At 37.7% G+C, this 20,303-nt stretch carries 17 protein-coding genes and 1 pseudogene; 2 read left to right on the top strand and 16 right to left on the bottom strand.

Features of this window, described 5'->3' with window-relative positions; translation table 11 throughout:
* Positions 1 to 95 precede the first annotated feature (95 nt).
* A complete protein-coding gene (locus ACEN4I_RS07655; RefSeq protein ID WP_407097260.1) occupies positions 96 to 800 on the top strand; it encodes an MgtC/SapB family protein in 705 nt (234 codons plus the stop codon).
* A gap of 414 nt (positions 801 to 1,214) precedes the next feature.
* Here the strand turns inward: ACEN4I_RS07655 and ACEN4I_RS07660 are convergent, their stop codons facing one another.
* From ACEN4I_RS07660 to ACEN4I_RS07685, 6 genes are all read right to left on the bottom strand, one after another.
* Entirely contained in the window at positions 1,215 to 3,974 is a 2,760-nt protein-coding gene (locus ACEN4I_RS07660; protein ID WP_407102635.1) for a YfhO family protein, read from the bottom strand.
* Between the two features lie 25 nt (positions 3,975 to 3,999).
* Complete coding sequence (locus tag ACEN4I_RS07665; protein WP_407102633.1) at positions 4,000 to 4,422, bottom strand: GtrA family protein; 423 nt, start codon at positions 4,420 to 4,422, stop codon at positions 4,000 to 4,002.
* Positions 4,423 to 4,445: 23 nt separating this feature from the next.
* A complete protein-coding gene (locus tag ACEN4I_RS07670) occupies positions 4,446 to 5,423 on the bottom strand; it encodes a glycosyltransferase family 2 protein (RefSeq protein WP_407097261.1) in 978 nt (325 codons plus the stop codon).
* 168 nt (positions 5,424 to 5,591) lie between these two features.
* Complete coding sequence (locus ACEN4I_RS07675; protein WP_407097262.1) at positions 5,592 to 6,497, bottom strand: magnesium transporter CorA family protein; 906 nt, start codon at positions 6,495 to 6,497, stop codon at positions 5,592 to 5,594.
* A 143-nt stretch (positions 6,498 to 6,640) separates the two neighbouring features.
* Positions 6,641 to 7,381 (bottom strand): tRNA pseudouridine(38-40) synthase TruA, encoded by a 741-nt coding sequence (gene truA / locus ACEN4I_RS07680; protein ID WP_407097502.1) that lies wholly within the window; start codon positions 7,379 to 7,381, stop codon positions 6,641 to 6,643.
* Positions 7,382 to 7,543: 162 nt separating this feature from the next.
* Positions 7,544 to 8,977, bottom strand: coding sequence for a SulP family inorganic anion transporter (locus ACEN4I_RS07685; protein WP_407102618.1), 1,434 nt, complete (start codon positions 8,975 to 8,977; stop codon positions 7,544 to 7,546).
* A 189-nt stretch (positions 8,978 to 9,166) separates the two neighbouring features.
* Here ACEN4I_RS07685 and ACEN4I_RS07690 point away from each other — a divergent pair, with 189 nt between their 5' ends.
* Positions 9,167 to 9,418, top strand: a complete 252-nt coding sequence (locus ACEN4I_RS07690; protein WP_407097504.1) for a helix-turn-helix domain-containing protein — start codon at positions 9,167 to 9,169, stop codon at positions 9,416 to 9,418.
* A gap of 763 nt (positions 9,419 to 10,181) precedes the next feature.
* On the opposite strand, the gene pcp is transcribed toward ACEN4I_RS07690, so the two are convergent.
* The 10 genes and pseudogenes from pcp to ACEN4I_RS07740 form a co-directional block, all read right to left on the bottom strand.
* The gene (gene pcp / locus ACEN4I_RS07695; RefSeq protein ID WP_407102617.1) at positions 10,182 to 10,829 is read right to left on the bottom strand and encodes a pyroglutamyl-peptidase I; all 648 of its coding nucleotides are present in this window, start codon (positions 10,827 to 10,829) and stop codon (positions 10,182 to 10,184) included.
* Between the two features lie 315 nt (positions 10,830 to 11,144).
* Complete coding sequence (locus ACEN4I_RS07700; RefSeq protein WP_407097506.1) at positions 11,145 to 12,068, bottom strand: DUF979 domain-containing protein; 924 nt, start codon at positions 12,066 to 12,068, stop codon at positions 11,145 to 11,147.
* Between the two features lie 3 nt (positions 12,069 to 12,071).
* Positions 12,072 to 12,776 (bottom strand): DUF969 domain-containing protein, encoded by a 705-nt coding sequence (locus ACEN4I_RS07705; RefSeq protein ID WP_407097507.1) that lies wholly within the window; start codon positions 12,774 to 12,776, stop codon positions 12,072 to 12,074.
* Between the two features lie 158 nt (positions 12,777 to 12,934).
* Positions 12,935 to 13,078: a hypothetical protein gene (locus ACEN4I_RS07710; RefSeq protein WP_407097508.1), complete on the bottom strand. Its 144-nt coding sequence runs from the start codon at positions 13,076 to 13,078 to the stop codon at positions 12,935 to 12,937.
* Positions 13,079 to 13,222: 144 nt separating this feature from the next.
* Positions 13,223 to 14,644, bottom strand: coding sequence for a glycoside hydrolase family 1 protein (locus tag ACEN4I_RS07715; protein ID WP_407102616.1), 1,422 nt, complete (start codon positions 14,642 to 14,644; stop codon positions 13,223 to 13,225).
* A gap of 87 nt (positions 14,645 to 14,731) precedes the next feature.
* Complete coding sequence (locus ACEN4I_RS07720; RefSeq protein ID WP_407097510.1) at positions 14,732 to 16,678, bottom strand: beta-glucoside-specific PTS transporter subunit IIABC; 1,947 nt, start codon at positions 16,676 to 16,678, stop codon at positions 14,732 to 14,734.
* A 162-nt stretch (positions 16,679 to 16,840) separates the two neighbouring features.
* On the bottom strand, positions 16,841 to 17,680 hold the full coding sequence (gene licT, locus ACEN4I_RS07725; protein WP_407097511.1) for a BglG family transcription antiterminator LicT: 840 nt from the start codon (positions 17,678 to 17,680) through the stop codon (positions 16,841 to 16,843).
* Positions 17,681 to 17,857: 177 nt separating this feature from the next.
* Complete coding sequence (locus ACEN4I_RS07730) at positions 17,858 to 18,238, bottom strand: VOC family protein (protein ID WP_407097512.1); 381 nt, start codon at positions 18,236 to 18,238, stop codon at positions 17,858 to 17,860.
* 157 nt (positions 18,239 to 18,395) lie between these two features.
* Positions 18,396 to 19,313, bottom strand: a complete 918-nt coding sequence (locus ACEN4I_RS07735; RefSeq protein ID WP_407097529.1) for an ABC transporter ATP-binding protein — start codon at positions 19,311 to 19,313, stop codon at positions 18,396 to 18,398.
* Positions 19,314 to 20,141: pseudogene (locus ACEN4I_RS07740) on the bottom strand (ABC transporter ATP-binding protein); the annotation flags it as partial.
* Positions 20,142 to 20,303: the final 162 nt, after the last annotated feature.

Consider the following 20,303-nt stretch of genomic DNA (forward strand, 5'->3'; position numbering starts at 1 on the left):
CTTTTTGACAAATTTACACCGTAAAGCTATATTAAAAATAAGAGCATAACACCTTTTTAGTGCTTTATTTTGAGAAAATAGAAAGGGGGATCTGCATGTATGAATTAAGCAATATAGAAATTCTCATTCGCATTAGCGTAGCTATCCTGTGCGGAAGTGCTGTCGGTTTTGAACGCGAAGCAAAAGGGCACGACGCAGGTCTAAGGACCCATATGCTGGTGTGTGTGGGTGCTGCAGTGATGGCGATGGCTCAAGTTGAGGCCAGTTTTGATATTATTGAAACTGTGATTGAAAATCCTGATCTAGCCGGTACGCTTAGTACAGATTTTATTCGTTTAACAGCTCAGATCGTCAGCGGTATTGGATTTTTAGGTGCTGGAACCATTATTGTCACTAAAAGAAATGTCTCTGGTTTAACAACTGCCGCTTCTATTTGGGCAATTGCCGGAATTGGCATCTCTGTTGGAATGGGGTATTACTTCTTGACGGTTGCCAGTACAGTCGCTGTTTTGCTCGTATTAAGAATTATTAAACGTTTATTCGGTTCCCCCAATATGAATCTGATTTATATCAAATATATCGGCAAAGAAACCCAAGAGGCCATAAAACAGTATTTCATTGAAAACAACATCAAACTATTCAGTGAACAGCATAGTTTAGACAGCACTGAAAATCAGGCTCCTGCCTACTCCAATTACTATACTGTTGGACTTCCAGAAGATTTCCCTTTATCTCGTGTAGTAAATGAAATCATTGATTTGGAGAATGTACAGCATATCAGTACGTTAAAAGAACGCTAAATAAAAAGGTTCTATAATATTTGACGTTAATGAATAAAAACAGTTTCCTTTTCAATGCTAAACCTTTTAAAAACTCATTCTTAGAAATTTATGGAGGAGTATGGGGTTGCTTATAGCCATGAATAAGGATGCAAAAAAAAGGAAACACTGTGGCGTACGCCCAAGGGTACCATGCTTGTAAGCTGCTGAAGCAGCAACAATCATGGCAATTACTTAGTGTTCGGCTTTAGCCGTTACACTAAGTTTGACGCTTGCAAGCCTTGAGATGCGGTATTCGGCCAAGGCGTTCCCATGGCTTTCCACAAGTAACCCCATAGGCCGGAGGAAATTTCTTTACCAACGTTAGAAGATGAAGAGTCAATAAAAACAGCACAGAAGACTAGTCCATTTTACCTAGCCTTTTGCGCTGTTTTATTATGACTGAACTTTCTTCTTAAATCTCCACCATTCAAAACCATACAATGCAAAACCGATCACACTAACGACTAAACCTGTTTTAAAAAAAGGAGTCTGGTAAGAGAATAGTACCTCAGATTCCCCAGCTTCAAGTGGAATCCCGATAAAGCCATAATTCACTTTGATCGGATCTATTTCTTCTCCATTGATCTTTGCTGACCACCCTATTGAATACGGCATCGAAGTTACTAACACGGTGTCTTCTGTTGAAGAAATCGTACCAGAGACTCGTTCATTTTCAAAGTTCGTAATCATCAACTGGTTTTCGCGCTTCTCAGCTACTTTATCATCGTAGGCTTCATCCATTGGCAGAGCATAGACCGTAATCTCTTCCAAGTCATATACTCCCGGCTTTTCAAACTGAAGCGTGATTGTATCTGATTCATCTCCAGATTGATAACCTAAGTTGAACAACATTTTTTCTCGATGAATATACGAACTAAAGCTTAATTCGTCGGATTGATGGATAATTTTATTTCTGTCATTAAATGCTACTGTTGTATTAAAACTCGTATTCACTCTGTTTAGAGATTCTCTCGGTTTTGGTTCATGATTGAGTCCTTCTAAATAAACATACACTTCACTGTTACGAATATTTTCCAGATCATTGATGCGAATCGCTATTTTTCCATCACTGTCTTGAACGTAAATTTTATCGCCGTCTATGGTTATTTTTTCTTCATCTTGACTGCTGATCGTTGTATCCACAGATTGAGTCGTTAAACGATCCTCAAATAAAGCCAGTTTAGCGGAGTCCACCTTTTCTTCATCAGCCGTAAAACCAGTCGAAAGAAATTCTTCTTTTTCCACCGGATTCAACTTCTCGAACTCCGTATTGCTCATAAAAGCGTCATTCGCATAAGCAAATGGATATGCCTGATCCGTTTCAGCTACTAAATGAGCATTGTCTCCTTCTGAACGATAAACCACTTCATAACCGTATGGCAAGTATTTTTCATTCTTTAAAGCTGTAACGATATATTGGACTCCCATGACATGATTCGCAATGCGGCGATCGTCAAATCCATTACGGACCGGTTGGATCAATTGAAACGATCCAACTTCTAATTGGCTGGCAAATTCAGCCACAGCACCATTAGTAATCGATAAATAAGAAGTCATCCCCATTCGTTCCAAGTAAATCATATGGTTTCTGATGTGATTGTCTTTTGCCGTTAAACCAATTCGAAACGGCTCTTCTTCGACATCAGGAATTTCTTCTTCCACACCATCAAATACCTGTGCGTATTGCTCATCAGCTGTTCCGTAATCCAACAAGGCGGACATTTTATTTTGACCAAATGGATAATAATACTGTTGCGCATTGAAAATCACATTTGCGATGATCGATAAAAGAATGATCGAAGAAGCGAGACTACTCTGCTTCGTTGCCCATTTGCCAACATGTTGGAGTTTTGCAGCTGTCACGATGACAGCCAATGCCACTAGTGCCGCAATCAAAGGTACTGTTCGAGCAAGCGAAAAACCGTCTATCACTTGCGGAACGATCGATAAGACGCCAAAAATAAGTGCACCTATCGCCATTGCTCGCCGATCTTTTTTTGTCCAATCAAATCGGTGTTGATAAAATTGTGCCACTGCTATCCCTAAGAATAATGGAATAGCAAATGTCCAGCGATTATATGGGCCAGAGAACCCATTCATAATCGATCCGAATAGCGGAAACAGCAGCATAACTGTAAACAGGATCAACATAAATGGAATAGAGCCGAATAACTTCCGTCTGGTGAACATCAGCGGGATGACAAGCATGACTATCCCAGCAAACCCAAGTACAGTCCATAAATAGCTTTCTGAAATAAATCCATTCGCTAAAAGAGCAATGTAATATTGCAGTGGGTATAATGTCATACCGCTCGCCATTTCCCCTGATCCTCTTGATGATTGCAAGAATCCCCAAATCACCGGGAACAACACAACCGCAGACATGCACACACCCACTAAATAACTATATAAAGCTCTGAAGAAATAACTCCAAAACTCTTTGAATGGTTTTTCTAAACGGTATAGATCAAGATATCGAAAAATAGCGTAGATAAAAATCAATATCGTTAATTTATAGAAGAAATAAAAATTGCTCGCCGCACTCACAAATACAACTCCAGCGAATAAAAAGGCTGTTTCATTGCGCAATATTTTTTCTACACCCAGGCAAAGAAGCGGAAAGAACACCATCGGCATCAAAAAGAAAGGATGTCTTGTAGCATTCAATGTTACATAATGGGCGAAAGTATAGACGAAAACCCCTGCCAATATCCCAGAATTACTGAAACCCAATTTCCGAGCATAAAAAATAAACGCTAATCCAATACAGTAAATTCTGAGCACAATCAAAAAATGAAAAGCAAATTCCATCATACTAGATGGAAATAGCAGTCCTAAATACACAAACGGGTCTCCTACTACATAATACCCGTAAGAAGTGATCACATCCGCACCTAAACCGATCGTCCAATCCCAAAATTGAAATCCACCAGTTGGATGCAGTAAAAATTCCCGCCACATACTTACATAGTCTTCAAACAATAAATAGTGTTGGGTAAATCCGTCACTTTGCCAAATAAAAGAAGTCCCGCTGTACACAAAGTACCCATAAATCGAAGTCATTATGACGATAAAGAAAAGAGAATACCACAAAAAGAGATTTGCGGTATTCTTTTTCTGTGTCATTCCTAGTTGTTTCATAACATTAGTCACCAATCTCTTTCTTCCTAATTATTTTTCAATCTGATTTCTTTTGTTTGAAGACAAAGAATTTACTGAAAAAATAATTTAGTACGACCACAATAAATTGGGTGGCTATTTTAGCTATATTCGTGTCTACTAATATAAAATCAACTAGTATCCACATGCTCAACATATCAAATATTCCAGAAACAGCTCTAAATCCACTAAATAAAACAAATTCTTTCAACCAACTTTGAAAACTTTCAGATTTTGATTTAAACACGTACTTTTTATTGGTGAAGAAAGCAAATAATATCGACAGAATAATAGCTACTGCATTTGCGATCAAATACTGTACTCCCAAAACAGAGTCCATCACATAGAACACGACGATATTGACGACTGTTGTCAGTACACCAAAAACTAAATAAACAATTACTTCTTCATACTTCACATATAATTTTTTTACTAATTCCATCATGCAAAACCAACGCTTTCTGCTTATTCTTTTTCTTTTTCATTACTAGTAGCAGCTTCTTTTTTCTGACGTTTTTCTTCAGAAGTCTCTTGTACAAAATAAAGCGGCCGGTCTTTGGTTTCCACAAATACGCGTCCCAAATATTCGCCAATAACCCCTAAAGAAATCAGTTGGATTCCGCCTAGGAAAAGCACCCCCGCTATCAATGATGGATAGCCGGCAACTGTATTTCCAAAGAAAATCGTCCGCATAATCTCAATAAACAAGTAAATGAAACCAAGTAAAGAAATAATCATTCCTACCAAAGACCATACTTTCAAGGGAAGTGTGCTGTAAGAAGTGACTCCATTGATGGCAAGAGTTACCAGAGAACCAAACTTCCATTTTGTTTCTCCACCTGCTCTAGGATCAGCATCAAAAGTGATTTCTTTCTTTTTGAATCCGATCCAATTGTACATCCCTTTAGTGTAACGGGAATGTTCTCTCAACTGAGATAAGGCTTCGATACATTTTTTATCTAGCAGGCGAAAATCTCCGGCATCCGGAATGATTTCTTCTTTGGAAACTTTTTGCAATAATTTATAATAGGTTTTTGATGTCCATTTCTTGAGCTTGCTTTCGCCTTCTCTTTTTCTGCGAATAGCGTAAACATCGTCATACCCTTGTTCCCACCAATAGAGCATCTCTTCAATAGCTTCTGGCGGATGCTGCAAATCGGCATCCATGATGATCATCGCATCTCCACTAGCATAATCAAAGCCTGCCGACATAGCGACTTCTTTGCCAAAATTCCTGGAAAGGTCCACATATTGCACACGCTCGTCTTTTTCTTTAAGTTGTTTAACAATTTCAAGCGTTCTATCTTTACTCCCATCATTGACAAAAAGAAACTCGAAGTGATAGTTGGTTAATCGATTGCATACTTCAACTAACACATGATACATCTGTTCAAGGACTTCTTCTTCATTGTATGCTGGAACTAATATCGTAATAGTTTTCATTCTTGACTACCTTTCACTTTCTGTCTTTCTAAAATAACTTATCCATCAAATTATACCTTAGTAACATTAGAACGTCTATTAATGTGCTATGTAGTCATCTAGATAGACTCACAAAAAATTATCTTTATTTTAGGAATTCGATGCCTTTTTTTGGATATTCCGGCCATCCTAATTCATTAACTTTCGCAAAATATAAGATAGCCCAAACCAAAGTACCACACTAATGCCAATAGTAACCAACCAGCCAGCAGGATTATTTTCTAACGGAAGAGGCATGTTCATGCCGAAAAATCCCGTAATGATTGTAGGCACTGTCAACAAAATAGACAATGCAGTTAAAATTTTCATCGTATCATTCAAATTATTGTTTAGAACATTGTTATAGGTTCCGGATAATTGCTGCAAAATTTGTGAAGACACTTGTGTCATTTCAACTAGCTGCTTCGCTTCTATTAACGCATCTTCAAACTGTTCTCTTTCGCTTTCGTCTAACGCACGGTAAATCATATGCGTTCTAACTTGTTCCAGCAACACCGTATTTTGTCTTGAGGCTGAAACAAAGTAAACTACTCCAGTCTCTAGATTCGATAAAGATAGCAAATTTTGTTTTGTTGTCTTTATTTTCAACTTATCATTGATCCATTTTCTGTCACTATTTATTTCCTCTACCAAAGGAAAATAAGAGTCTGTAATCAACAATAAACTGCTGAATAAAAACTTAAATATAGTAGTATCTGGATTACGTTTTAAATACTTCTCCATTTTCGAGATGACATACTGATTATTACTATTCGAGATAGTGATAAAACGAAGATCCTTAATCAAAAACGTCATAGGAATGGTTTCGTAATGATCATCTATTTTGCTTTGATTAGGTACATTAAAAATCAATACAAAAGTATCCGTTGGTTGATCATAATCCAAATGAGCACGTTCGTTTTTATCAAGTGAATAAGCGGCTATTTCATCATCAATTTCGTAATCTTGATAAAGGTTCTTTAATTCTTCGGAACTATCAGTGTTTATATTAATCCATTTGTTTTTTTCGTTGTTAAAAAGTGTTTTAGTAATCATAAGTTCATCTCCTCGTATAACAGCACTTAATAGTATAGCAGTAGATTCATATAAAGCTAGAAACAAGGGCCTCTCAAAAACTTTTATCTCGTTTTTGGGAGGCCCTTGTTTCTTATAACTTGATTTTTTAAAGTGACTTCTCTTTAATTGTAATACACTTCATCTAGGAACAGACCTTGAGCAGGCACCGTCATCCCAGCATTACTTCTAATTTTACTCTCGAAGATAGTATCAATATATTCTGGTTCTGTCATCCCTGCTCCGATTTCAAGAAGCGTCCCCATCATGATTCTAACCATTTTATGCAAGAAACCTTCTCCAACAAATGTAAAGTGCAGCAGGTTACCTTCCTTCTGAATCGAAATTTCATTGATGGTTCTAACCGTTGATTTTTTCGACTTTTTAAGCGATGAGAATCCAATAAAGTCATGAGTTCCGACAAGTTTATTGCAAGCCTCATTCATCTTGTCGATATCCAATTTTTCAGGATAATGGAAACTGTAATTGCGTTCAAATGCAGAAGGCACGACACTATTCCAAATATAGTAGCTGTATTGTTTACCAACAGCGTTATATCGAGAGTGGAATCTTTCCGGAACCTCTTCTAACTCTTTTACAACAATATCTTGCGGGAGGTAACGATTAAAAAACGCCTGCATCGTAACCAGTTCCATATCAGATACTGTCTTGAAATTAGCTATTTGTCCCTTAGCGTGGGTTCCGGCATCTGTACGCCCAGAACCCACGATTTCAGTTTTAGTTCCCGTCATTTCACTCAGGATATTCTCTATTTTTCCTTGAATGGTTTTATTCGAGTCTCCAAGCCTTTGCCAACCCAAATACCTTCCGCCATCGTATTCAATCGTCATTTTGATATTTCTCATGTTGTCCCTCTCAGTCATCTGATTCTGTTCCTATTTTCGTACACTATACTTCATTATTATACCTAATACTAGTTTAAATTCAGTTCAACTACTTGATTCTACTAAATATATCACTGATGATAAGATAAAAAAGATCCCTTTGCAGAGGTCCTATCTCTAATACTATTTCATCTTATGAGTAGAATTCTTCTGAAATAATTTTTTGCTTTGATTATCCGCATTAATAAAAGTTACACCGGATTCTTTGTTTTTACTGATTAATTTATCAATCGCTTCGACAGCTGTTGAATCCCATAAAGTCATGGCACTAACATCGATAATTAATTCACCTTCATGGTCAAAGTCACGGACAAAAAAATCTAAAAACTTCTCCGCTGATGCGAAATAAAGATGCCCGTGTGCCTTATAATGATACTCATCTTGTTCTGTACCTTTTTCTACTTGAAGATGCGTCATTTTAAAGGCTGCAAAGACAGCACTGACTAAGGTTCCAGCAACTACACCATAGGCTAAATTATGTGTAATTAATACAATCGCCACGGTTAAAATCATAACCAAACTGTCATCTTTGGGCATAACAGTCAAACGTTTAATCGATCTCCAGTCAATGGTTTCAAAAGCTACGACTACCATTACCGTTGCCAAGGCTACTACTGGAATGTCTGACACTACTTCATTGAATAAGACTACGGACATCAACATGAAAAAACCAGACAAGAAAGTAGCTAAACGACCAATCCCACCATAATTAAGGTTAATAATGGTTTGACCGATCATACCGCATCCAGCAATACCACCAAAGAAACCAGATAGCATATTTCCAATCCCTTGACTCATAGACTCACGGTTTTTATCACTTGGTTCATTTGTCATTTCATCTACTAATTGTGCGGTCAATAAAGATTCTACTAAACCGACAATAGCTACCGAAAGTGCAGTTGGTAAAATGATTCTCACTGTTTCTACATTTATTGGCACACTTGGAATACCAAATTTAGGCACCTCACTTGAAATAGACCCTAGATCACCTAATAATTGTGCATTCAAATCCAATCCTAGTACGAGAGCTGTAATGACTACAATTGAAATAATAGGTGCAGGAATTTTTTTCGTTAGTTTAGGAGCTAAAAATATAATAGCAATCCCAATCACTCCAAGTACTAGTAAGATGGGGCCTCCTTTGAAATGATCCAACTGAGACAAGAACATCATGATCCCTAAAGCATTTACAAAACCAAGCATAACAGGCTTAGGAATGTAGCGCATTAGTTCTCCTACCTTAAACAAACCTAATACAAGCTGTATAATTCCGGCTAAAATAGTTGCAGCAAAAAGGTATTCTACCCCATACTCAGCAACTAAATGAGCCAACACTAATGCAACTGACCCTGCAGCAGCTGAAATCATCCCTGGCCGACCACCGAAGAATGCAGCAGCAGCTGTAATAAAGAAGGTTGCATAGACCCCGACAATGGGCTCTACACCCGCAACCAACATGAAGCCGATGACTTCGGGGAATAAAGCTAAACAAACGACAATTCCCGCTAAAATATCCCCTTTAACATTACCAAACCATTCTTTTTTATACTTTTGCATAAATACCGTCCTCTTCAAATTCTTAAAAACTCATATCGAATAATATTAACATGTAGATGAAAATAATAAAATAAAAATTTATCTATAGGTTTACAAAACAACTCATAGGTTTCTTTATGCTGTAATGCCAACTAAAATAGGTCTCGACGCTTAAAGAAAGCTTTCTATATGAAGATGAAGGAGGATAAAATGGATATAGGACACAGAATTCAAGAACTACGAAAATTAAGTGGTATGACAACAAAGGAATTATCAGAACAAATCGCTGTTTCTCCGTCTTTTGTTTCAGCGATCGAAAACAATACAACGAAATTGTCCCTAAAAACACTCACACATATTTGTAAAGTTTTAGGCGTAGCCCTTTCTGAATTTTTCAATTCAAAGTTAAGCCCAGTTGAACAAAAACTGATTACTCAAATTAGGCATTTGCCCGAAGAATAATAGTATAAGTTAATGACTTTTCTAACCGGATTAGTCTAACCGGATTCCAACTTTTTTAGACAGCCTTATCTGTAGTACCCAGCTCATGTTGTAAAAAGATTTTAAAAGGTCTTCCTCTGCTAAGAGAGTTCTTCATTTTCTAGCGTTAATAAAGTAATTTCCTTTGCCCTATGAGATTGCTCATGGAAAGCTGTGGGAAAAACTTGGTGCTGTCCCCTTAAAAGTGTGTTTTTTTATTATGCAGCTGATTGGCTGGTTTGAGTTCGGTGTTTAACCGGATTTCAACCAGCCAATTTGCTTTTGTTCGAACATGGTCATACAATTTACTGGCTTCCTCAAACGGAAGTCTCTATTCACATTGAATAAAGACTTTTGTTTGAGGAGTAAACAAAGTTTATTCTTCAAGTGAGAAGTGAATGATTCGCGACTTGAAGAATAAACTGGACTTATTTATCAAGTGGCGTTCAATTAAGTTCTCACTTGACTAGTAAACGGTATTTATTCTTCAAGTGAACATAAAATGAAGCCTCACTTGAAGAATAAACAAAAACAACAGTGCTATTGGCTGTCTCAGACTCATTGATGTCCTACTTCGAGCAGCTTTTAACGAAGAAAATTAGTTTTTACTTACTAACGTCAACTGTTTTAGAATCGCTAAGGGCTTTAATTCTATTAGGTTTTAACCAGTACATTAAAACTAAAGAACCACTTCCACATTTGTTAGAAAAATGTGGAGGTGGTTCTAAAAACTTGTAGTGTTCTCTTAGTGAATCGCTCCGCCAACTTGTTTCAAGTCTGCTTTGCCATCAAATTCAACGATAGCCTCGATGGCTGCTGTAAGTCCTTTAGTCATATCTGATAAGCTCATTGCCGGCTGTCCTGCTTTATCCACAACTTGTTCTGGGATGAATGGAACGTGGATGAAACCACCTTTGATTTCAGGGTAGTTTTTTTGGGTCATGTATTGCACTTGGTACATGATGTGGTTGCAGACAAATGTTCCAGCTGTATTGGAGACTTCTCCTGGAACACCAGCTTTTTTAATAGCTGTTACCATGGCTTTTACAGGCAATTGAGTAAAGTAAGCTGATTCTCCATCTTCTTTAATGGCCACATCGATCGGTTGATTGCCTTCATTATCGGCAATACGTGCGTCATCTACATTGATTGCTACACGTTCAGGAGAAATAGCAAATCTTCCTCCAGCTTGTCCAATATTCAATACATAATCCGGTTTAAAATCTTCAATAGCTGCTTTTACAACATCAGCCGATTTTCCGAAGACTGTTGGGATCTCTAATTTTTTGATTTCTGCACCGTTGATTGTATCTGCTAATCCTTTTACAGCTTCTAAAGCTGGATTGATTTTTTCTCCGCCAAATGGGTCAAAACCTGTTACTAAAATTTTCATATTCTAAAATCCTTTCTATTTACTTTAATTTTTGAAAGTTGAACTATAAAGACTCTTCGCATCCTGTTTTTAGTAGAGCTACGAGGCCTAGCAATTTTGCAAAAAAGATAAATTCTGATTGGGGTAAAAAGCACCCCATTCAAAATCCCCTGTTTTTGCTTCATTGTTCCCAAGGCCTCTCCGCATCCTGTTTAGTTGAGCTGCGGTCGCTTGGCTCTTGGTAAAATCATTCTCTTTTTTGAGGACCAAGAGCGTCCTCTAAAAAGAGAATAGATTTTCCTGTCGGGCCAGAACAGCGACCTCCGCATCCTGTTTTTAAAATGCCCAGAAGTACATCAATGCGATGTGGACTACAATCATGATAATGGCCATTGGTGATTGCTCTTTGATAACGCCATTTTCATTTTTCATTTCCAATAAGGCTGCTGGTAATGCGTTAAAGTTGGCTGCCATTGGAGTAATCAAGGTTCCACAGAAACCAACTGTCATTGCTAAAGCTCCAGCGATAACAGGATCAGCACCTTGAGCAATCACAAACGGAATACCGATTCCTGCTGTGATGACTGTAAAGGCTGCAAAAGCATTTCCCATAATCATCGTAAAAATAACCATACCTAAACAGTACGCTACAACGCCTAAGAAACGATTTCCTTCTGGAAGGAAAGTAGAAATTCCCCCGGCAATCACTTCACCAACACCGGCAGCTGTAAAGATCACACCAAGAGCTGCAAGCAGTTGAGGTAAGATCCCCGTTGTTCCTACTTGTTGAATCATACGATTACTGTCATCCATGACAGTTTTTGGTCCTGCTTGAGTGATGAACATACCAATCACTAAAGAACCAGCAGCTCCAATACCGATCCCAACTTGTCCGCCAAGCGGAGTAAATTGGGCGATTCCTACTGCTATTGCAGCTAAAGCGATAACCGGAACGAAAATCATATTTCCAATGCGATCACTGGCTTTTTCTGCTTCCACTTCTTCAATAGGACGAATGTGTCCAATCCTAACTTGTTTGAAGAGCGTCAATACTCCGATGACCAACAACATAATCCCACTAAGAACATAAGGGATAAAATTCCCTAATGCAAATATTACACCTAATAGCAGCCAAAATAAAGTTGTACCCAATCTTGTGGGATGAGTTTTATCCATAAATACTGATCCTGCTGTATAGATCAGCAAGAATCCAGTTAAGATAAAGAAAAATTCCAATAAATTATTGATTAATGTTTCCATCGATTACTCATCTCCTTTTTTAGATGATTTAGTGGGGTTCTTCCCATATTTGTTAGCCATTTTCTTATCAAATAGAACATTTGAAACAGCTACAAGAACCAACGCAATAATAGCGATCAGGAAAGAGGCTTGAGCTACTGCAACTGCAGAAATGTTATAACCTAAAGATTCCATCGTACCTGTAATCAACAATACTCCTGAAGCTGCAATAAACGTATTTTGAGCGAAGAAGTTTCCGAAGTTTTCAGTAGCTGCTGAACGAGCTTTGATGCGTTCTTTATCTTCTTCATTAACTTCTCCATATTTTGCTTCGGCTGAAGCTTGTGTCATAGGTTCTATTAAAGGACGAATAAATTGTGTGTGTCCTTGCATACGAATAGAGAACAGACCAGCCATCTCACGAATCACCATATAAAGAGACAGCATCCGGCCTGGGGTCAAACCTTTGATTCTTTCAATTAATTTAACAGCTTGTTGACGCAATCCGAAACGTTCCGTCATTCCGATCATTGGCAATGTCAGTAAAAATAATGTTACTAACCGATTGGATACAAATGCCTCTCCCAATAATGTTAGGAATTCTGTAAATGAGATTCCTGAAACTAAAGCTGTTGCAAGTGCTGCAACTAAAACTACAGCTATGGTATCAAATTTAAAAATAAAACCAACAACAATAATGACAATACCGATCAATTTAATTATTTCCAACTGTATCACTTCTTCCTTTTTTAACAATTTTATTCACAACATTAAATGTGCGTTAATATCTAGATTAATTCTAAATGAGAATCATTGCAAGGCCTTTTTCGATGTAAGCGAAACCACTTCCTGCTTTTTTGTATGATAAATAATTGACTCTTTTTTAATTAGAGACCCTTATAATCAAACCAATTGAAAAAAGCCTTATTCAAACTCCTATCACCATTTCCTGTGACATATAGACCAAAAACGTTCCTTGTAAATCCGCCTGCAACTTCTTTTGACAACAAACCGCATTCTCCACTCTGCAAATTCTTGGATCTGGATAAAATTCGCTGATAATCGGGTTTTTAAATTTCATGTTTTTTCGCTTTCAAAATAAACCAGCAAAACCAGCTTCTTTTACAGTAAAAAACCAGTTTGCAGATTGGAATCTGCAAACTGGTTTCTATTTTTTATTCAGCTCTTAAATTTGCTCCATTTGATTCAATAATATCTTTATACCAATAGAAACTTTTCTTCTTGTAACGATCCAATGTTCCTGTACCGTCATTATTACGATCCACGTAAATAAAGCCATAGCGTTTTTTCATCTCTGCAGTTGAAGCACTCACTAAATCAATACAGCCCCAAGAAGTATATCCCATTACTTCTACGCCGTCTTCAATCGCTTCACCGACTTGTGCTAAATGGTCATTCATATAATCGATACGGTAATCATCGTTGACCGTTTTATTGCCGTTTTCATCTGTGATCAATTCATCGACAGCACCTAGACCATTTTCCACAATAAATAACGGTTTTTGATAGCGATCATAAAATTCGTTTAAGACAATATATAATCCTTTAGGGTCAATTTGCCAGCCCCATTCGGAAGCTTCTAAATGAGGATTGAGGATTCCTCCAAGAATGTTTCCTTCTCCTTGATTGTATTTTTCAGGATCTGCTGCCGCTGTTGAACTCATATAATAACTAAACGAGATAAAATCAACGGTATTTTCAGCCAACAATTCTTCATCTCCTGCCTCGAAATGAATCTCAATGTCATTGTCACGGAAGAAGCGCTTGATGTAACCAGGGTATCTTCCACGTACATGAATGTCTGAGAACAAGTAATTTTGGCGTTCCGCATTCATAGCAGCTACCACATCATCCGGATCTGGTGTCATTGGATAAGTCGGCATAGCCAGAACCATGCACCCCACTAGGAACTCAGGGTTTATTTCCCGGGCAATTTTAGTAGCTGAAGCACTCGCTACTAATTCATGGTGAACTGCTTGGTACAAGTCTTGCTTAGACAATTCTTCAGGTGGCGTAGCAATGCCACCGCTCATAAATGGCGCATGTAAAACCGAATTGATCTCGTTAAACGTCAGCCAGTATTTTACTTTATCTTTGTATCGGTTAAATACAGTCCGTACATATTTTTCATAAAAACCAACCAAGTCTCTGTTTGCCCAACCATCGTATTCTCTTGCCAAGTGCAATGGTGTTTCGTAATGAGATAACGTTACTAACGGCTCGATACCATATCTGTGTAATTCATCGAAAACTTTATCATAAAAGGCTAGACCTGCTTCATTTGGCTCACTCTCATCTCCATTAGGAAAAATACGCGACCAAGCAATTGAAGTCCGATAGACTTTAAAGCCCATTTCCGCAAATAACGCAATATCTTCTTTATAACGATGGTAGAAATCAATACCTTCTAATTTCAAATTATCTTCAGTCGGTCCATCCGTAATAGAACCAAAACCGCCTTTTGGAGTGACGTCTTGTACAGATAGACCTTTCCCATCTGCATTATAGGCCCCCTCATATTGGTTGGCAGCTGTTGCGCCACCCCATAAAAAGTTTTCCGGAAATTCTTTTATCATTTTATTCTTCCTCTCTGAACTCTTTTTTTGATTGTATCACTAATGAACTGCCTCTTTCTTCTACTAACCTTTCCATCAAAAAACACATTAACCCACAATCGACAATAAATAATCTCCATTTGTTAGTGATGTATCTTTGGTGGATAAAATATCCATATAATCATTTGTGTTGGTTACAATAACTGGAGTGACGGTCTCATAACCTTTATTCCGTATAACTTCTAAATCGACAGTTAACAATAATTGCCCTGCAATCACTTTGTCTCCTTGTTGCACATGAGAGGTGAAACCTTCTCCTTCTAATTGAACCGTATCCATTCCTACATGAATCAAAATTTCTGTTCCATTTTCTGTTGTGATTCCAATCGCATGCAGCGTTGGGAATAAAATAGTGATTGTTCCATTAGCTGGAGCATATACTTTTCCATCAATCGGTTGAATCGCGATCCCTTTGCCTAAAGCGCCTGTTGCAAAAGCTTCATCTTGTATAGTAGCTAATTCAACAGCTTCTCCAGTCATGGGGCTAGCGATCAAATCCTTTTGTGTTGCATTTTCAATGTTTTTTGAAGCTGATCCTGAAACGGACGATGCCAATGCATCATTTACTGATACTTCTGCTGTTTCACTAACTGTATCTTCATATAAAGTAGGTATTTTTGTAAAGTATACGAATAAGAATCCCAAAACTAAACCAGCTACCATAACTATAAGCAGTTCCACAATATTGAAATTATTGACACCAGATGGATCAATAGCTGACGGAAGTAAGAATATTCCTAACCCTCCCATTGTGTAACTTGTTAATTGGAAGAATCCGGCCAACATACCCGTAACTCCCCCTGCAATACAACTTAATATAAATGGTTTTTTCATTGGTAACGAAATCCCATAAATAGCTGGCTCTGTTACACCAAACATTCCCGAAATAATCGCTGGGATACTCAATTGTTTCACTTTTGCTTCCTTAGTCTTCAATAATATGGCGATAATAACTCCAACTTGAGCAAATGAAACTCCAGCAGTAGTAGCAAGGAAAGTATCAAATCCAGTTGTCGCTATATTGTTAATCGCAATTGGCACAAGACCCCATTGCAATCCGAACATAACGAGTACTTGCCAAAATCCTCCCATAATAGCTCCTGCCACAATTGGACTTAAATTGTAAACAGCTGAAACGCTCGCTCCAACCAATGTAGATAACCAAGTCGCGATAGGTCCAATGACCAAAATAGCTGCTGGTACAACAATCAATAAAGTGAAAAACGGTACTAAGAATAATTTCACTACATCAGGGATGACACGTTTTACCCACTTTTCAACAATTGACCCTACATAAGTGGCTAAAATAATGGGAATGACGGAAGATGCATAACTCATTAAAATAACTGGAAGCCCCAAGAACGTCAGATAGATTGGAGATTCAAAAATAGTGCCTCCAAATAATGTGTACAATGGTGCAATATCTGTTGGAACAGCCAAGCTTGGATAAAGCATCGCAGCTGCTATTGCCATACCAGTAAAGTGAGTTAACCCAAAACGTTTACTTGCCGTATAAGCAAGAAAAATCGGTAAGAAATGGAATAAACCATCTCCAGCAGCTTGGATCAATAGATACGTTCCACTAGTAGACGCAACTCCAGCTGCCACTAAGACTGCCGCTAACCCTTTTAACATCCCAGCAGCCGCTAACGGACCTAAGATAGGTTGGAAAATTTTGGAAACGATATCAATAAACTGGTTTAAAATATTTCCTTTTTCCTCATCAGCAGGAACTTCTCCTCCATCACTCAAATTTCCCACTTTAACAACTGCATTATAAACATCAGGTACATGATTTCCAATAACCACTTGGTATTGACCACCACTTTTAATAACGGTTACAATTCCTTCTTGCTTTTTCAAATACTCCGTATCTGCTTTACTTTCGTCTTTTAATTTGAAACGAAGTCTCGTAATACAGTGATGAAGACTATTTACGTTTTCGCTGCCGCCAACGTGTTCTAAGATATCTTTTGCTAAATCTTCGTATTTCATTTGAATCCCTCTTTCTTTTCTCTATTTTTTTATTTTATTGAAAATAAAAAACCTAAACGGATAGCAACGAATGAGCGCAGTTTCCCTTACTCCATTGTGCTATCTGCTTAGGTTTTGCCTGATTGAACAGTAACAATCCTTTAAGATCAGATGTGTATTTAATTAGATATGGTTTACTACTCGATGAATGTGAATGGTTAAGTAGACTTTTTCGTCTGGAGAGACTTTGAACTGATAACTTTCATCAATATAAACAGCTACTTTTTCTGTACAGTTTAATGCCTCCGGATAATTAGCTTTAATTTGTTCAAGCAAAAAGGTATCTTGAGAAGTTTGGTAGGTTTCTTTGGAAACTACCCGTTGGCTGAAGTACTGCAAATGAGTTAAAAAACGATTATAGGAGATAGAATCTTCATTAAAGACCATTCCAAAATGCAAGCGAACGATATTTAATATGTCTTGTACAATTCGTGTTACTTTGATCGTTTCTTCAATCATTTGCCCTTCTTTTTGAGCATTGACAAAATGTAAGGCAATCGAAGCTGCTTCATCTGCATCTAGCATTGTGCCGGTATATTTTTCAATAATAGCTAAACTTTCTTTCCCTAATTCGTATTCTCTCCGATAAAATCGTCTTACTTCCCAAGCCAAAGGATTTTTCAAATTGATTCCCTCAGCCGTTCTTTGGATAGCATAGTGAATATGATCTGCCAATGTCAGATAGACATTTGACTCGAAAGTCTGCTGCAGATCTTGTTCAGCCTTCACAATAATGGCGAAAACAGCATCTGACTCTTCAACGGGAAGATTTTGATAGACAGCCTTTAAATGGTCTGCCGGCTCGTCTTCTTGGATGACAAATTTCTTTTCAATAAAATCTTCTTCGATATCATCTCCGGATTTCTTTTGAAAGCCGATTCCTTTTCCCATGACGATCAATTCGGATTGTTCGTTTGTTGCTGCAAGCACTACATTATTATTAAATACTTTTTTGACTCGCATGCAGAGAACATCCCCCCTTCCAAATAAAAAAACCTAAACTGATACCAAATGACAAAACATTATCATTTCGTAGCAATCTAGGTTTTGCCTGCACAACCAGTAACAATCCTTAATTGAATAATAGCACAAGAATTTTAGTCATGCAAGCCCTTTCTTTATTTATTTAATTTTGTTTTTTTACACTGTAATTTCTATCCAATTTCCTTCAGGGTCTTCAATCACACTTTCATAATAACCATCGCCTGTTGTGCGTGGCTGTCCTTGGCAGCGGTAGCCGTCTTGGATCAATTGTTCTGTCAGTTGATCTACTTTTTCTTTACTGCCTACTGAAATCGCCAGATGTGCCCATCCTAACATTGCTGGTTCATGAGCTTCTGTCACATCTGTACGCGTCATCAATTCCAATCGAGCACCTTCCGCAAATGTTAGAAAATAAGATTTAAATCCTTTTGTAGGGTTGTAGTAAACATCATTTGAAACAGCTCCAAAATAATTGCAGTAGAAATCTTTTGTTACTTCTAAATCTTTTACCCATAGTGCTATATGTTCGATGTGCATGCCGACACCTCTCCTTTATCCTGATTTTTAATTTCATATAAGAAAGCGCTCCAAAAAAATTATCGCTGATTTTTGTTAGAAAACAACGACAATCTTCTTTGATGATTAGAGCGGACCATTTTTTCTTGTTGCTTAACCTCATATCTATCTAGCCATTTTATTCCCTTTCAGCTGTTTGTGCTACCCAATGATGAGCGGCAACTTCTTTAAAGACACTATTTTTCGGATAAAAGTCAGCTTTTTCATCGGTCACTAAACTCGTCATTTTTTTAGAAGTCTCATAAACTGGATCTGGAACTGGAATAGCCGACAACAATTTTTTCGTATACGGATGAATAGGGTTAGAAAATAATTCTTCCGCATCCGCCAGCTCTACGATTTGGCCATTGTACATCACAGCTACTCGATCTGATATCTGTTTGACCATGGCTAAATCATGGGCAATAAACAAATAGGTCAATCCTAATTTTTCTTGTAACTCTTCTAAAAGTTCCACAATTTGAGCTTGAATAGAAGCATCTAAAGCAGACAATGGCTCATCGAGCACAATAAATGCAGGATCTACTGCTAAAGCGCGCGCAATACCAACCCGCTGCCTCTGCCCTCCTGAGAATTCATGTGGGTAACGTTGTGCAAATATTTCATCCAACCCAACTAAACGCAGCAATTCTGCTACTTTTTCATTTCGTTCTTTCTTATTTTTTGCTAAGTGGTGAATATCCAAAGCTTCTCCAATAATATCTTGAATTTTCATTCGTGGATTTAAGGAAGCGTAAGGATCTTGAAAAATAATCTGCATGTGTTTGCGCATGGTTTTTAATTCTTTTGGAGACAGATGGTACAAGTCAAAGCCTTTATACAAAGTTTCTCCGCCAGTCGCTTCATGTAAACGAAGAATCGTTCGCCCAGTAGTAGACTTTCCAGAACCCGACTCTCCAACTAAGCCTAGAGTTTCTCCTTCGTAAATGGCAAAGCTGATATCATCCACAGCTTTCAACAGACCTGTTTTGCCTAATGGGAAATGCTTTTCTAAATGAGATATTTCAAGGAGTTTTTCTCGTTTTCCTGAATGGATTTCTGCAAGTTTTTTCTTCTGTTGTGCTGTCTTTTCTTTATGCAAATTTGGAATGGCTGCTAGAAGCATTTTAGTATACGTTTCTTTTGGGTGCTGAAAAACGTCTTTTGTTTCGCCCGTTTCTACTACTTGCCCGTTTTTCATAACAAGGACTTGGTCGCACATATTTGCCACAACGCCAAAATCATGAGTGATCAAAATAATCGCTGTCCCAAATTTCTCTTGAACCTCTTTCAGTAAATCTAAAATTTGTGCTTGAATGGTCACATCCAACGCTGTTGTCGGTTCATCTGCAATCAATAATGCCGGCTTGCAGACTAACGCTAAAGCAATCATCATCCTTTGACGCATACCGCCTGAAAATTCATGGGCGTATTGTTTGTACCGCACATCTACATCAGTTATTCCAACATGACGCATAATATCTTTTGCTTGGGCTTCTGCTTCTTTTTTTGATAGTTTTTCATGAAAAAGAAGAGTCTCCGTAATTTGGCTGCCAACTGTCATCGTTGGGTTCAATGAAGTCATCGGATCTTGAAAGATCATCCCGATATCTTTCCCACGTATTTCCTGCATTTTTCGTTCAGTCATGTTAAGTAAGTTCTTTCCCATAAATACAATATTGCTCTCAGGATGAACATATGCGTTTGGGGCTAACAGCCCCATAATAGAGCGAGCCGTTACACTTTTTCCACTGCCAGATTCGCCAACAATTCCAATCGTTTCTCCTTTTTGAACTGAGAAAGAAACTTCAGATGTGACTTGCTGTGTGTTGCTGCCTGTCGTAAAAGAGACAGACAAATTAGTTACATTCAATAGAGTTTCCATAATTGACTCCTTTACTATTTTTAACCGAAACCAAGAAAAATGATACCCATAAAATGGATTCCAGTGCTGAACGGCAGTTCTTTTGCTTAGCAATGTAACACGATTCAATTGAAAAATAAACCTCTTTTGCTTATTACTTACTAAATAAAAGTTTTTTTCATA

It is taken from the genome of Desemzia sp. FAM 23990, assembly GCF_045528485.1.
Classification (GTDB): Bacteria; Bacillota; Bacilli; order Lactobacillales; family Carnobacteriaceae; genus Desemzia.

Coding starts and splice junctions, on each gene's coding strand:
- ACEN4I_RS07655 (WP_407097260.1), top strand. CDS start 96: ATGTATGAATTAAGCAATATAGAAATTCTCATTCGCATTAGCGTAGCT.
- ACEN4I_RS07665 (WP_407102633.1), bottom strand. CDS start 4,422: ATGGAATTAGTAAAAAAATTATATGTGAAGTATGAAGAAGTAATTGTT.
- ACEN4I_RS07670 (WP_407097261.1), bottom strand. CDS start 5,423: ATGAAAACTATTACGATATTAGTTCCAGCATACAATGAAGAAGAAGTC.
- ACEN4I_RS07675 (WP_407097262.1), bottom strand. CDS start 6,497: ATGATTACTAAAACACTTTTTAACAACGAAAAAAACAAATGGATTAAT.
- truA (WP_407097502.1), bottom strand. CDS start 7,381: ATGAGAAATATCAAAATGACGATTGAATACGATGGCGGAAGGTATTTG.
- ACEN4I_RS07685 (WP_407102618.1), bottom strand. CDS start 8,977: ATGCAAAAGTATAAAAAAGAATGGTTTGGTAATGTTAAAGGGGATATT.
- ACEN4I_RS07690 (WP_407097504.1), top strand. CDS start 9,167: ATGGATATAGGACACAGAATTCAAGAACTACGAAAATTAAGTGGTATG.
- pcp (WP_407102617.1), bottom strand. CDS start 10,829: ATGAAAATTTTAGTAACAGGTTTTGACCCATTTGGCGGAGAAAAAATC.
- ACEN4I_RS07700 (WP_407097506.1), bottom strand. CDS start 12,068: ATGGAAACATTAATCAATAATTTATTGGAATTTTTCTTTATCTTAACT.
- ACEN4I_RS07715 (WP_407102616.1), bottom strand. CDS start 14,644: ATGATAAAAGAATTTCCGGAAAACTTTTTATGGGGTGGCGCAACAGCT.
- ACEN4I_RS07720 (WP_407097510.1), bottom strand. CDS start 16,678: ATGAAATACGAAGATTTAGCAAAAGATATCTTAGAACACGTTGGCGGC.
- licT (WP_407097511.1), bottom strand. CDS start 17,680: ATGCGAGTCAAAAAAGTATTTAATAATAATGTAGTGCTTGCAGCAACA.
- ACEN4I_RS07730 (WP_407097512.1), bottom strand. CDS start 18,238: ATGCACATCGAACATATAGCACTATGGGTAAAAGATTTAGAAGTAACA.